This is a genomic window from Novosphingobium sp. BL-S-34 (assembly GCF_056857015.1).
In genome coordinates this window covers 94,692-108,510 of the sequence record NZ_CM166472.1, presented here as the reverse complement: position 1 = coordinate 108,510, position 13,819 = coordinate 94,692, and the positions used below count along the sequence as shown (strand labels likewise).

At 65.6% G+C, this 13,819-nt stretch carries 8 protein-coding genes and 1 tRNA gene; 4 read left to right on the top strand and 5 right to left on the bottom strand.

Annotated features, from left to right (window positions below; genetic code table 11):
• Positions 1-40 precede the first annotated feature (40 nt).
• Positions 41-2,098, bottom strand: a complete 2,058-nt coding sequence (recG, locus tag AC1VV3_RS00475) for an ATP-dependent DNA helicase RecG (RefSeq protein WP_431568371.1) — start codon at positions 2,096-2,098, stop codon at positions 41-43.
• Positions 2,099-2,207: 109 nt separating this feature from the next.
• Here recG and AC1VV3_RS00470 point away from each other — a divergent pair, with 109 nt between their 5' ends.
• From AC1VV3_RS00470 to mfd, 3 genes are all read left to right on the top strand, one after another.
• The gene (locus tag AC1VV3_RS00470; RefSeq protein ID WP_132262118.1) at positions 2,208-2,630 is read left to right on the top strand and encodes a host attachment protein; all 423 of its coding nucleotides are present in this window, start codon (positions 2,208-2,210) and stop codon (positions 2,628-2,630) included.
• A gap of 136 nt (positions 2,631-2,766) precedes the next feature.
• The gene (locus AC1VV3_RS00465; RefSeq protein ID WP_132262116.1) at positions 2,767-3,048 is read left to right on the top strand and encodes an FAD assembly factor SdhE; all 282 of its coding nucleotides are present in this window, start codon (positions 2,767-2,769) and stop codon (positions 3,046-3,048) included.
• A gap of 103 nt (positions 3,049-3,151) precedes the next feature.
• The gene (gene mfd, locus AC1VV3_RS00460; RefSeq protein WP_482961929.1) at positions 3,152-6,637 is read left to right on the top strand and encodes a transcription-repair coupling factor; all 3,486 of its coding nucleotides are present in this window, start codon (positions 3,152-3,154) and stop codon (positions 6,635-6,637) included.
• Positions 6,638-6,742: 105 nt separating this feature from the next.
• On the opposite strand, the gene AC1VV3_RS00455 is transcribed toward mfd, so the two are convergent.
• The 3 genes from AC1VV3_RS00455 to AC1VV3_RS00445 form a co-directional block, all read right to left on the bottom strand.
• Positions 6,743-8,035 (bottom strand): sensor histidine kinase, encoded by a 1,293-nt coding sequence (locus AC1VV3_RS00455; RefSeq protein WP_243654035.1) that lies wholly within the window; start codon positions 8,033-8,035, stop codon positions 6,743-6,745.
• 207 nt (positions 8,036-8,242) lie between these two features.
• Positions 8,243-8,317: transfer RNA gene (locus AC1VV3_RS00450), tRNA-Asn, on the bottom strand.
• Between the two features lie 120 nt (positions 8,318-8,437).
• Positions 8,438-9,217 (bottom strand): NAD kinase, encoded by a 780-nt coding sequence (locus tag AC1VV3_RS00445; RefSeq protein WP_134094980.1) that lies wholly within the window; start codon positions 9,215-9,217, stop codon positions 8,438-8,440.
• Between the two features lie 151 nt (positions 9,218-9,368).
• Between AC1VV3_RS00445 and AC1VV3_RS00440 the strand changes: the two genes are divergently transcribed.
• Positions 9,369-10,712, top strand: a complete 1,344-nt coding sequence (locus AC1VV3_RS00440) for a GGDEF domain-containing phosphodiesterase (protein ID WP_132264038.1) — start codon at positions 9,369-9,371, stop codon at positions 10,710-10,712.
• A 364-nt stretch (positions 10,713-11,076) separates the two neighbouring features.
• On the opposite strand, the gene secA is transcribed toward AC1VV3_RS00440, so the two are convergent.
• Complete coding sequence (secA, locus tag AC1VV3_RS00435; RefSeq protein ID WP_314463445.1) at positions 11,077-13,815, bottom strand: preprotein translocase subunit SecA; 2,739 nt, start codon at positions 13,813-13,815, stop codon at positions 11,077-11,079.
• Positions 13,816-13,819 lie beyond the last annotated feature (4 nt).

The window sequence follows — 13,819 nt, the reverse complement described above, 5'->3', positions numbered from 1 at the left end:
CCCGTCAGCGGCCTTGCACGAGGCCCGCGGCGACGGGCATTCAGCCGCCGCGAAGCAGTTGCACGCCCCAGTCGCGTTCGAACAGGTAAAGCAACAGGCGAGCCGCTTCCCCGCGCGGCCCGGCCAACCCGCCATCCCGCTCGATCAGCAGGCGCGCGTCGTCATGCGCCAGCGGCAGCAGCTTGGTGATCTGCTCCAGACTGGCGATGCGGAACGGAGTGTCGCCCGACTGCCGCGTGCCGAGCAGTTCGCCGCCGCCGCGCAGCTCGAGGTCTTCCTCCGCCAGCCGGAAGCCGTCCTGAGTTTCGCGCATCAGCGCCAGGCGCTGGCGCGCGGTTTCGCTGAGTTGCTGCCCGCGCAGCAGCAGGCAGGTCGATTTCTCGCTGCCGCGCCCTACCCGTCCGCGCAGCTGGTGCAGCTGGGCAAGACCGAAGCGCTCGGCCTGCTCGATGACCATGAGCGTCGCATTCGGCACGTCGACGCCCACCTCGATCACGGTCGTCGCCACCAGCACCGATGCCGCGCCGCTGGCGAAGCGTTCCATGCCCGCGTCCTTCACATCGGGCTTGAGCTGGCCGTGGACCAGCACCACCTGTTCGCCGAAGCGCTCCTTGAGCACGGCGTAGCGGGCCTCGGCCGCGGCCAGGTCGTCGTTCTCGCTCTCGCTGACCATGGGGCAGACCCAGTAGGCCTGCTGCCCGGTTTCGATATGACGGGCGATGGCCCCGGCCACGTCGTCCATCCGCTCGACGGAGACGACCCGGGTATCGATGGCCTGGCGCCCGGGCGGCAGTTCGTCGAGCTTGGAGACTTCCATCTCGCCATATTGCGCCAGGGTCAGCGTGCGGGGGATCGGCGTGGCCGTCATCGCCAGGGTATGCGGCGTGCGGCGGCCCTTGCGCGCGAGCATGAGCCGCTGGCCGACCCCGAAGCGGTGCTGCTCGTCGATCACCACCAGGGCGAGATTGCGGTAGGACACCGTGTCCTGGAAGATCGCATGAGTGCCGACGATAATGTCGATGGTGCCGCCGACCAGGCCCATGAGAATCGCCTCGCGCGCCTTGCCCTTGTCGCGCCCGGTGAGCAGCGCGATCTCGACGCCGGTGCCCTGGAGCATCCGCTCCAGAGTCTCGTAATGCTGCCGCGCCAGAATCTCGGTCGGCGCCAGCAGGGCCGCCTGCGCGCCCGCTTCCACCGCGATCAGCATGGCGTTGAGCGCCACCACCGTCTTGCCCGCGCCAACGTCCCCCTGAAGCAGGCGTAGCATCGGGGCGTTCTGGGCGATATCGCCCTCGATCTCGTCGATCGAGCGCTTCTGCGCGCCGGTCAGCGCAAAGGGCAGCTTCAGCCTGGCGCGCAGCGAGCCGTCGCCCTTCAGCGGCGTGCCGGATTGCTTCCGATTGCTCTCCCGCACCAGCATCAGCGCCAGCGCATTGGCCAGCAGTTCGTCATAGGCCAGGCGATCGCGGGCCGAGGCATGGATCCCGCGGTGCACTTCGCGCGCGGCGTCGTGCCAGGCCGGCCACTTCATCTTGTCGTAGAGGCTGGTCTCGATCCACTCGGGCAGCTCGGGCAAGACCTTGAGCGCCTGCTGGACAAGACCGGCGACGCGCCCCTGGGTCAGCCCTTCCGACAGCGGATAGACCGCCTCGCAAAGCTGGCCCACCGGCGCGGCACTGTCTTCCGAGACATGTTCGGGATGGACCATCTGGAGCATCTGGCCATACTGGTCGAGCCGGCCGGCCACCCAGCGCGTCTCGCCCACCGGCAATTGCTTGCGGGCGGTGAAGGACGCGCGGCCGAAATAAGTGATGGTGCAGACATTTCCCGCGGCATCCTCGGCCAGGACCCGGAACGGCCCGCGTCCGGCGGGGGAGCGATGCTCGCGCACCGTCAGCTGGACGATCACGTTCTCGCCCACGCTCGCGTCGTCGAGATTGGTGACCGCGCGCCGCTCCACGAAACGGTCGGGCAGATGGTAGATCAGGTCGCGAATACGCGTGAGCCCGAGCTTTTCGAGCGGACGCTTGAGCTTGGGTCCCACGCCGTCGAGGGCATCGGTCTCGGTGAACAGGCAATTCAGTGCTTCGGGCCGCATGGTCAGCCTCTTAGCGCGAGAACGGCTCCGTTCGCCAGACCGATGGGGAACGGATTTGCGGACAGCCACGTTGCTTTCGATGTCCCCCCCACCAGCATAGGAGAAATGCATGCTTCTTCCGCACGGAACCGTGTTCGCGATCGTCGACGGTGAAAACTTCGAACTTTATCGCAACTCGGGGCGCGAAGCCGCACCCAGGCTCACCTCGCTGGAGACCCCGGACCTCGAACCGACCAACTTCAGCGCGGGGTTCCGCCGCCATGATGCCCAGAAGCGCCATCAGGCGCGTACCGGCGACGGCAGCAACGACGCCCTGGACGAAAGCGCCCACGCCGCCGCCGTGGCCGGCTGGCTCAACCAGCAGGTGCTGGACCGGGAGATCGATCAACTGGTGATCGTCGCCGATCCCCGCTCGCTGGGCGAGATGCGGCGCCATTATCACAAGGAACTGAAGGGCGCCCTGCTGACCGAAGTGCCCAAGACGATGACCGGCCGCCCGAGCGAAGAGATCATCAAGGTGTTCCAGCGCTAAGCGCGCCGACAGACCCGACGGCGCCTGCCGGGAGGATCGCGAGAGATCCCGGCGGGCGCCGCTCGTTCGTTCCTCAAGGCCAAGGTTGCCCCGCCGAACCTTGCCCCAACCGGCGCGGCGCGGTAACGGCGCGGATATGACCGAACTTTCGCCTCAAGCCGCAGCGCGTCTCGCCAAACTGAAGTTTCGCGCCTGGCATCGCGGCACGCGCGAGGCCGACTACATGATCGGCTGCTACTTCGACCGGTTTCACGCCGAATGGTCCGGCAGCGATCTCGACCTCTTCGAAAAGATGATCGAGGAAGAGGACGTGGACATCATGGCCTGGGCGCTCGGCACCCTGTCGATCCCCGAAGAATATCGCGGCCCGCTCATGGACCGCATGATGAAGCTCGATTACGTCGACATTCCGCGTTGATGCCGTGCCCCCTCGGCACGCTCGGAACGCGGCATGAGCAGAGAATGACGCAAACTCTCGGACCCGCTCAGCCTGAGCTTGTCGAAGGCCCAACAACGACCAGATGACCGACTTCCAACGTATTCTCGCGGCGACTTCGCCCCTGACCCTCGCCTCGGTGACGCGGGGGGCACAGCCGCTGGTCATGGCGGATCTTGCCCGCGCCGCGGCAAGCAAGGCCGGAAACGGCCGCGCGGTCTTCATCGCCGACAACGAAAGCGCCATGCGCGCCGTGGCCGATGCCGCGCAGTTCTTCGCGCCGGAACTGGACGTCGTCGAATTCCCGGCCTGGGACTGCCTGCCCTACGACCGCGCCAGCCCTGCGCTCTCGGTCAGCGCGCGCCGCCTGGCCGCGTTGCACCGGCTTCAGCAGAAGCGCTCCGGCCCGCAGCTTCTGGTCACGACCGCCAATGCCGTGCTGCAGCGGGTGCTCACGCCGTTCCGCATCCGCGAATCGGTGCGCCTGCTCAAGCCCAATCTCGACATCGGCCACGAGAGCCTGATCGCGTTGCTGCGCCGCCAGGGCTACCAGCGCAGCGATACCGCCATCGACGCCGGCGAATTCGCCGTGCGTGGCTCGATCTTCGACATCGTCCCTTCGGGGCTGGATGGCGGCCTGCGCCTCGACTTCTTCGGTGACGAGCTGGAAACGCTGCGCCTGTTCGACACCGGCACCCAGCGCACGACCGGATCGGTGCAAGAACACCTCCTTCTCCCCGCGAGCGAGGCGCTGATCGACGACGACAGCGTCAAGCGCTTCCGCGCCCGCTACCGCGAGATGTTCGGCGCCAATGCCACGGCCGACCCGCTCTACCAGGCCGTCAGCGACGGCCGCCGCCTTGCCGGCATGGAGCACTGGCTGCCGCTGTTCGAGGATCGCCTGGTCACGGTGTTCGATCACCTTGCGGACGATGACCTGCTGGTGATCGACAGCTCCGCCCTGGGCGCCACGGACGAGCGCTTCAACGACATCGCGGACTATCACAAGGCCCGCCTCGAAACCTCGGGGCAGAAGGCGGGATCCTACCGCCCGCTGGCGACCGACGCGCTCTATCTCGCGCGCGAGGAATTCGAGCAGGCCGTCGCTGCCTTCCCGGTTCACCGCGCCGATCCTTTCGCGCAGCCCGAATCGAAAACGGTCATCGACTTCGGCTTCGGCAATGCCCGCGACTTCACGCCCGAACGGGCGCGCGGCGACAATGCCTACGAAGCCGCCGCCAGGCACTTGCACGCCGTCGCCAAGACCGGCCGCAAGGCGATCCTGGCCGCCTATTCCACCGGCAGCCGCGCCCGCCTCGTCTCGATCCTGGGCGAAGCGCAAGGCCCGGAACCGCGGCTCGCCGATACCTGGCAGGAAGCGCTCGGCCTGGCGGTTCAGGGGCGTAGCGCCGCGCTGGTGCTGCCGCTGGAAACCGGCTTTTCCAACGATACCGTCGAAGTCGTCACCGAGCAGGACATTCTCGGCGACCGCCTGGTCCGCCGGAAGAAAAAGAAGAAGGATTCGGACGCCTTCCTCGCCGAACTGGCGGCACTGACGCCGGGTGACCTGATCGTCCACATGGACCACGGCATCGGCCGCTACGAAGGGCTCCAGTCGATCCCGGTCGGCCAGTCGCCCCACGACTGCGTGATGCTGACTTACGCAGGCGGCGACAAGCTCTACATCCCGGTCGAAAACCTCGACGTTCTCTCGCGCTATGGCAGCGAGGCGGAAGGCGTCGCGCTGGACAAGCTGGGCGGCGAGGCATGGCAGAAACGCCGCGCCAAGCTGAAGGAGCGCATCCGCGAGATCGCGGGCGAACTGATGAAGACCGCCGCCGAGCGCGCCCTTCGCGTCGCGCCCGCGCTGCTACCCGAAAAGTCCTCCTACGATCAGTTCGTGGACCGGTTCCCCTGGCAGGAAACCGAGGACCAGGAACACGCCATCGACGACGTGCTGGGCGACCTTGCCGAGGGCAAGCCGATGGACCGCCTGGTCTGCGGCGACGTGGGCTTCGGCAAGACCGAAGTGGCCCTGCGCGCCGCTTTCGTTGCGGCCATGGCCGGCCAGCAGGTCGCGGTGGTCGCGCCGACCACCCTGCTCGCGCGCCAGCACTATTCAAGCTTTGCCGAGCGCTTCAACGGCTTTCCGCTGGAAGTGGGCCGTCTCTCGCGCCTCGTTCCTGAAAAGGAAGCCAAGGCAACGCGCGACGGGCTCTCCGCCGGCACTATGGATGTCGTCTGCGGCACGCATGCGATCCTGTCGAAAACGGTCAATTTCAAGCGCCTCGGCCTCGTCATCGTCGACGAGGAACAGCGCTTCGGCGTGAACCACAAGGAGCGGCTGAAGCAGCTTCGCACCGACGTTCACGTCCTGACGCTCACCGCCACGCCGATCCCGCGCACCTTGCAGATGGCAATGAGCGGCCTACGCGAACTCTCGACCATCCAGACCCCGCCGGTCGACCGCCTGGCGGTGCGCACTTACGTGATGGAATGGGACGAGATGGTGATGCGCGAGGCCCTGCTGCGCGAACACCATCGCGGCGGCCAGAGCTTCATCGTCGTGCCCCGCATCACCGACATGGCCGAAGTCGAGGAATGGCTGGCCAAGAACGTGCCCGAGGTGAAGGTCATCTCCGCCCACGGCCAGATGAGCGCGGGTGAAGTGGAAGAGCGCATGAGCGCCTTCTACGAAGGCAAGTACGAGGTCCTGCTCTCGACCACCATCGTCGAGAGCGGCATCGACATTCCGCGCGCCAACACGATCATCATCCACCGCGCCGACCGCTTCGGCCTGGCCCAGCTCTACCAGTTGCGCGGCCGCGTGGGCCGATCCAAGCTCCGCGCTTATGCCTACCTGACGACCCCTGCCGGCAATGCTCTTTCCGAAGTGGCCGAAAAGCGGCTCAAGGTCCTGAGCGACCTCGATTCCCTGGGCGCCGGCTTCCAGCTGGCCAGCCACGACCTGGACATTCGCGGCGCCGGCAACCTCCTGGGCGACGAGCAGTCGGGCCATATCCGCGAGGTGGGCTTCGAACTCTACCAGTCGATGCTGGAAGACGCGATCCTGGCCGCCCGCGCAGGCGGGGTGGGCCTGGAGAAGGATACCTCCGGCCTGTCCCCGCAGATCACGGTGGAAGCGCCGATCATGATCCCAGAGGAATACGTCCCGGATCTGGCCGTGCGCATGGCGCTCTATCGCCGCCTCAACGATGCGGACAGCAAGGACGAGATCGAATCGCTCTCGGCCGAGATGATCGACCGCTTCGGCCCCCTGCCCTCGGCGACCTCGAATCTCATCAAGCTCATCCAGATCAAGCGTCAGGCGATCGAGGCGCATATCGCCAAGATCGACGTCGGCCCGCGCGGCACTCTCGTCAGCTTCCACAACGACAGCTTCCCGAACCCGGCTGGCCTCATCGCCTATGCCGAGCGCCTCCAGGGCGCCGTCAAGCTCCGTCCGGACAACAAGCTGGTCCTGCAGCGCGCCTGGGGCGATCCGAAAAGCCGCCTGAACGGCCTGCTGCAACTGACCAAGGGCCTGGCCTCGGTCGCCCGCAAGGGCTGAACCGACAACGACACCGCGCCTCCACGCCCGTCATCCTGAAACCAGTTCGGGATGACGGACGTGCGCGGATCCCCCCGGACAAGCCGAGGCCGCTGACGCGCCGATCTACATCAACGGCACCCTGATCCGCGCGATCAGCCCGCCGCAGGGCGACGTAGCGAAGGACAGGTCACCCCCGAAACGCATCATCAGCCGGTGCGCGGTGGGGATGCCCAGGCCGAAGCCCGGCGTATCGCGGGTACGCGCCTCGTCGAGCCGGAAGAACGGCGTCAGCACGTCCTGGAAATGACCGGGCGGAATGCCGGGGCCGGTGTCCTCCACTTCGATGAGCCAGTCCGCGCCTTCGCGGCGGATCGCGACCTCGGCCCGGCCCCCGAAGTGGATCGCGTTCTCGACCAGCGCGCCTGTCGCCAGGGCCAGCGGCTGGGGGAAGCTCTCGACCACGACTTTGTCCGCGCCGGACAGTCGCGCACGATCTTCATAAGGCGCGATCACCGCCCGCACCAATTCGCCCAGATCGACCGGTTCGGCCTCGGCAGACATGTGCTGCGCCCTCAGGTATCCCTGGAGCGAGGCCAGAAGGCCTTCCATCTCATCAATGCTGGCCTGCATGATCTCGGAGATCTCGGGATCGTCGATGAGATCGGTGGCGATCTGCTGGCGTGAGAGCGGTGTGCGCAAGTCGTGGCTGATCGCTTCGAACGACCGCGCCTGGTCTTCGAGCAGGCGGGCGATCCGCTCCTGCATGACATTCATCGAATGGGCGAGATTGCGAAGGTCCTCCGGCCCGCTCTCGCGGATCTCCACCCGCTGGCCGTGGCCGATGGCGTCGGCGGCCTGCGTCAGGCGGCGCAGCGGATTGGTCAGGAGCCTGAGGGCGATCAGACCGATGGCGATACAGGCCAGCGCCGTGCAGAACATCAGCGCGCTGGCCCGCAGCGCTATGGGCCACATCGAAGTGATGTCGCGCGAGCGGAAATTCAGCCACTTGCCGTCGTCGAGGCGGATCGACCCGATCAGGTCGCTCTTGCCGCCGCTGGCATCGGCCGTGGCGAGATTGAGCGGACGCGAGGCGAGCGAGGGTTCCCATTCGATCACCTGCCCGGCGATCTTGTGCAGCGTATCCGAATCCATCATCGCACGAACCGCCGGTTCGGGCGAGAACTCCGCCTTGAGATGTCCGGTCGTCATGATCGGTGCCGCCAGATTCGGTTCGAGCGAATGAATGCGGTCGCTGACGACGATGAGTTCCGCAATTCGCCGCGCATGGTCGGCGCGCAGGGTCTGCCGGTCGATCGCCTGGTAGAACAGCAGGCTGCCGATCAACTGGACGATGCCAAGCCCCAGAAAGACGACGGCAGCTAGGACCGCCAGGCGCGGGATGCTGATTCGGACCACGTTTCCTCTCGCAGGATGCCCGATTGTCATTCGCGATCTAGCGGGGGCGCCCATAACCAGCGCTCTCACCGGATGCGCCGTTCGTCAATGCGAAGTGGAGTTGGGAAACGTTTTGACACTTGCGGCCTTGCCGCAAACCCTTGCTCAAATGCATGTAAGGTGCAGAGCGACTTGCTTTCTTCCTCCGGTCCGGAGGGAAGAAAGAAGTGGCTCCCCGAGTAGGATTCGAACCTACGGCCATTCGATTAACAGTCGAATGCTCTACCGCTGAGCTATCGGGGAGCAGCCTGTCAGTGTTACCACCGCCGGGCAGGAGTGCGCCTATAAAAGGGGTATTCGGGGTTGGCAAGCACTCTGTAATGAAAATGTCGAGAAAACTTTTCCACAGGTCGATACCCGCGGTCAGACCTGGAACTGCTCCGCGAAGATGCGTTCTTCCAGCGTGAAGCCCGGGTCGAACAGCAGGGTCAGCTCCTTCTCCGCATTGGCGACGATGCGCACGGTCTTCACGTCGCGGACTTCCTTCTGGTCGGCCACGGCGGCGACGGGCCGCTTGCCGGGCTCGCGGATACGGAATTCCACTTCGGCGCTCTCGGGAAGGATCGCGCCTTTCCAGCGGCGGGGGCGGAAGGGGCTGAGCGGGGTCAACGCCAGCATCCGCGAACCCAGCGGCAGGATCGGCCCATTGGCCGACAGGTTGTAGGCCGTGGACCCGACCGGCGTGGCCACGAGCACGCCGTCGCCGACAAGCTCCTCCATCCGCACTTTGCCGTTGATCGTCACTTCCAGCTTCGCCGTCTGGCGCGTCTCGCGCAGCAGCGAGACCTCGTTGATCGCGTAATAGACGAAGCTGCGGCCATCGTGGCTGGTGGCATGCATCTGCAACGGCCGCACCGGCACGGCATGCGCCTCGGCAATGCGATCGGCGATCGGCACCCCGTCGTGCGGGCCGTTCATCAGGAAGCCCACCGTCCCGAGGTTCATGCCGTAGACGGGCTTTATCACATCGCGGTCGAGCATTTCATGCAGGACATGCAGCAGGAAGCCGTCGCCGCCCACCACCACCAGCACCTCGGCCTCTGCCGGATCGACCCAGGCGTGCGCACGCCGAAGCTCCGCCGCGCCATATTGGGCCTTGGCGCTGTCCGATACGATCAGTCCCAGCGTGGGTACGTCAGCCATTGAAATCCCCGGCGTAAAGCGGCGCTCGCACCGAAAGGGAGGCCCGTTCCGAAGAATGCATCGGCGCCCGTCTCATTTTGAAGCCCTTTTCATGCCGCGGACCTTTCGAATTTTGCATCGTTTGGCAAGGCCTTTGGCTATAGCACTCGCGATGGGCGAACGACGCAAGGGGCTGCCGCGAGGCCATGCCCGCCGGCTTGAAGACAGACTGACCGGGATTCCCGGCCTCGAAGCCGTGCGCGAACGCATCGCCGGGTGGCGCAGCGACGCCGAAAGCGCGCCGCAACATGCCCATGTCCATGCCATGCTGGTGGCGCTGCGGCGGCTCGACACGATCAACATGGCCTACGGCGCCGAAGCGGGCGACGGCGCCCTTGAGGAAGTCGCCGGCCGCATTGCCCATTTCGCGGGCGAGGAACTCGACGGACCCTGGCTGGTGGCCCGCGCCGGCGGTGGCTCCTTCGTGCTCGTCGCCAACGAGGCCTGCAGCCGCGAGCGCTGGCACCTCGTGGCCGACCAGCTGGCCGACGCGATTGCCCGCCCGATCGCGCTGCCTACCGGCGTGCTGCGCCTTTCGCCGCGCATCGCCCTGATTCGCGCCCTCACCGGGGAAAGCGTCGATTCGATGCTGGACCGGCTCGGCCATGCGCTGACAGGCCTGCAGGACCAGTCCGCCACGCGGCTGGGCTGGGCGGACGGCGAAGTCACCGTGCCGGGCCGATCGGCCGCGCAGCTCGAAGCGGACCTCCTGGGCGCCATCGACGGTGACGAGATCGAGATCCTGTTCCAGCCGCAGTTCAGCCTGGTGGACGAATCGCTCACCGGCGCCGAGGCCCTCGCCCGCTGGAATCACCCCGTCCTCGGCCGCATCGGCGCGGGCGCCCTCTTCGCGATTGCCGAGCGCGCCGACCACATCGGCCCGCTCTCGCGCCACATCGCCGCCAAGGCGATGGCGGCGGCGGGGCAGTGGCCGGGCGACTTGCGCCTTTCGATCAATGTCACCCCGGCCGACCTCGCCTTCGGCACGTATGTGCGCCAGATGCTGGACCTCGTGCGCGAGAGCGGTTTTCCGCCGCGCCGACTGACGCTGGAGATCACCGAGCAATCGCTCATCAGCGACATTACCCAGACCGCGCAGATGATGGCGGAATTCTCCTCGCAGGGCATTCGCATCGCCCTGGACGACTTCGGCGCGGGGTTCTGCAACTTCCGCTATCTCAAGGTCCTGCCGATCCACTATCTCAAGCTGGACCGCACGATGATCGAAGGCGTCGCCACCGACCGCCGCGACGTGGCGGTGCTGCGCGCGATCGTCGCCATGGCGCGGGCGCTGGACCTCGAAGTCATTGCCGAGGGCATCGAGGAAGAAGAACAGCGCGTCGTCGCCGCGCGCGAGGGCTGCGCCTATTACCAGGGCTTCCTGCGCGCCCAGCCGATGTCGGTGGCGATGTTCGCCAAGCTGGCGCGGGTCGGCGGCGAGAAGCCGAAGGACTGACGGGGGTCGGGGTGCGAGTTCGGCATTCCGTCCCCTCTCGTTCGTTAGCCGCCTTCCCCTCCTTTCGTCATTGCGAGCGTAGCGAAGCAATCCAGAGCCGCGCAGAGCCGCCCTGGATTGCTTCGCTACGCTCGCAATGAGGAGGGGGGATAATTGCGAGAGGGACTTGGATAACCGCGAGCGGTTTGGATAACCGCGAGCGGCTGTTGCAACGGCGAAGATGACAAACCCATCGCGCTAAACCGAAGCCGCTAGATCAACCTTCACAGCAAAACGCGCGCTTTCAGCCTTTCTGAAAGCGCGCGTGGCTTTGCCCGCGGTCCCGGATCAAGTCCGGGACGACAGTTTCCTTTAACTCTACCCGTTACGCCAAGGCGCCGTGGCAGTGCTTGTACTTCTGGCCCGAACCGCAGGGGCACGGCGCGTTGCGGCTGATCGGCAGGTCCGCATAGGGGTTTTCTCCCGCGGCACCCGCACCGACATTGGCCTGCGGGCTGCCTGCCAGCGAGCCGAACAGTTCCGGCATGAAGGCCGAGCCATCGCCATCGTTCGAATTGTCGAGGCCGGTCAGCGGATCGATGTGGCCGGTCAGGAAGTCCGGGAGTTCCGGCAGTCCGGCAGGTTCCGGAATGCGCAGTTCGCTCACCGAGAGAATGCGCGTCACGTCTTCGCGGATCTGGTCGAGCAGGCGTTCGAACAGGCTGAAGGCCTCGGTCTTGTACTCGTTGATCGGGGTCTTCTGGGCATAGGCGCGCAGGAACACCACCTGACGCAGCGCGTCGAGGGTGGAAAGGTGCTCCTTCCAGTAGTGATCGAGCCGGTCGAGCAGGATCGACTTCTCGACCTGGCGCCAGATCGCGGGATCGTCCTGCGACATCTTGGCGGCCATGTGCTCGTTGGCCATGGCGGCGATGCGCTCTTCGACCACTTCGGGATCGATGCCGTTTTCCTCGATCCAATCCTCGATCGGCACGTCCACCGCCAGGATATCCAGCGCCCGCGCCTTGAGTTCCGGCAGGTTCCAGTGCTCGGGATAGGAGCCGGCCGGGCAGGTGTCGGCGACGATGGCGTTGACGGTGTCGTTGCGCATGTCGACCACGACTTCGTCGACCGTTTCCGAATCCATGATGTCGGCGCGCTGCTCGTAGATGACCTTGCGCTGGTCGTTCATCACGTCATCGTATTCAACGACCTGCTTGCGGACTTCGTAGTTGCGCGCCTCGACCTTCTTCTGCGCGGTCTCGATCGCCTTGGACAGCCACTTCGAACCGATCGCCTCGCCATCGGCCAGGTTGCTGTTCATCATCTTGGCGAAGAGCGTGTCCGGGCCGAAGATGCGCAGGAGGTCGTCCTCCAGGCAGAGATAGAACTTCGAAAGGCCCGGATCACCCTGACGGCCCGAACGGCCGCGCAGCTGGTTGTCGATGCGGCGGCTTTCGTGGCGCTCGGTGCCGATCACGCAGAGGCCGCCGGCTTCGAGCACCAGGCGCTTCTGCTCGGCCACTTCCAGCTTGATGCGCGCGATCGCCTCGTTGCGCTCCGGCCCCTCGGGCATGTCGCGCAGCTCGTCCTCGACGCGGAACTCGACGTTGCCGCCCAGCTGGATGTCGGTGCCGCGGCCCGCCATGTTGGTGGCGATCGTCACGGCGCCCAGCGAACCCGCCTGCGCGACGATATGCGCTTCCATCTCGTGGAAACGCGCGTTCAACACCGAGTGCTTGACGCCTTCCTTGTTGAGGAAGTCCGACAGCAGTTCCGACTTCTCGATCGACACGGTGCCGACGAGCACCGGCTGGCCGGTTTCGTAGCGCTCACGGATGAGCTTGGCGATGGCGCCGAACTTGTCGTGCGTGTTCTTGTAGAACTCGTCTTCCTCGTCGACGCGCTGCACCGGCACGTTGGTCGGGATGGTGACGACGTTCATCTTGTAGATGTCGTAGAATTCCGGCGCTTCGGTGGCGGCCGTGCCGGTCATGCCCGAAAGCTTGGGATACATGCGGAAGTAGTTCTGGAAGGTGATCGAGGCGAGCGTCTGGTTCTCGGGCTCGATGCGGACGCCTTCCTTGGCTTCCACGGCCTGGTGCAGGCCGTTCGACCAGCGGCGGCCATCCATCATGCGCCCGGTGAACTCGTCGATGATGACGACTTTGCCGTCCTTGACGATGTAGTCGATGTCGCGCTTGAACATGACCACGCCCTTGAGGCTCTGGTCGAGGTGGTGGACCACCTGGGTGTTCTCGACGTCGTAGAGGTTCGATCCCACCAGCAGACCGGCGGCTTCGAGCATGCGCTCGGCCTTCTCGACGCCGTCCTCGGTCAGATTGATGTTCTTGGTCTTCTCGTCCATCTCGTAGTCTTCGGGGACGAACTGCTTAACGACCGCGTCGACCTGCATGTAAAGTTCCGACTTGTCGTCGGTCGGGCCCGAGATGATGAGCGGGGTGCGCGCCTCGTCGATGAGGATGGAGTCCACTTCGTCGACGATCGCGAAGTTGAAGGGGCGCTGCACCATCTGGCTGCGCTCGTGCTTCATGTTGTCGCGCAGGTAATCGAAGCCGAATTCGTTGTTGGTGCCGTAAGTGATGTCGGCGCCATAGGCTTCGCGGCGTTCGTACTCGTTGAGGTTCGGCACGATCACGCCGATGGTGAGGCCGAGGAAGTTGTGGAGCTTGCCCATCTGCTCGGCATCGCGGCGGGCGAGGTAGTCGTTGACGGTGACGATGTGGACGCCCTTGCCCTCAAGCGCATTGAGGTAAGTGGCGGTGGTGGCCACCAGGGTCTTGCCCTCACCCGTGCGCATTTCGGCGATCTCGCCGCGGTGGAGCACCATGCCGCCGATCATCTGCACGTCGAAATGGCGCATGCCGAACACGCGCTTCGAGGCTTCGCGCACGGTGGCGAAAGCTTCGGGCATGATCTGGTCGAGCGTGCTGCCATTGGCCAGCATTTCGCGGAACTTGGCGGTCTGCCCGGCCAGTTCCTCGTCGCTCATGGCCTCGAAAGCGGGTTCGAAGGCGTTGATCTGGGCGACGATCTTGTCGAGCGACTTGACGTAGCGTTCGTTGGACGAACCGAAAATGGACTTGGCGATGGCGCCGAACATGGCG

Coding starts and splice junctions, on each gene's coding strand:
- recG (WP_431568371.1), bottom strand. CDS start 2,098: ATGCGGCCCGAAGCACTGAATTGCCTGTTCACCGAGACCGATGCCCTC.
- AC1VV3_RS00470 (WP_132262118.1), top strand. CDS start 2,208: ATGCTTCTTCCGCACGGAACCGTGTTCGCGATCGTCGACGGTGAAAAC.
- AC1VV3_RS00465 (WP_132262116.1), top strand. CDS start 2,767: ATGACCGAACTTTCGCCTCAAGCCGCAGCGCGTCTCGCCAAACTGAAG.
- mfd (WP_482961929.1), top strand. CDS start 3,152: ATGACCGACTTCCAACGTATTCTCGCGGCGACTTCGCCCCTGACCCTC.
- AC1VV3_RS00445 (WP_134094980.1), bottom strand. CDS start 9,217: ATGGCTGACGTACCCACGCTGGGACTGATCGTATCGGACAGCGCCAAG.
- AC1VV3_RS00440 (WP_132264038.1), top strand. CDS start 9,369: ATGGGCGAACGACGCAAGGGGCTGCCGCGAGGCCATGCCCGCCGGCTT.
- secA (WP_314463445.1), bottom strand. CDS start 13,815: ATGTTCGGCGCCATCGCCAAGTCCATTTTCGGTTCGTCCAACGAACGC.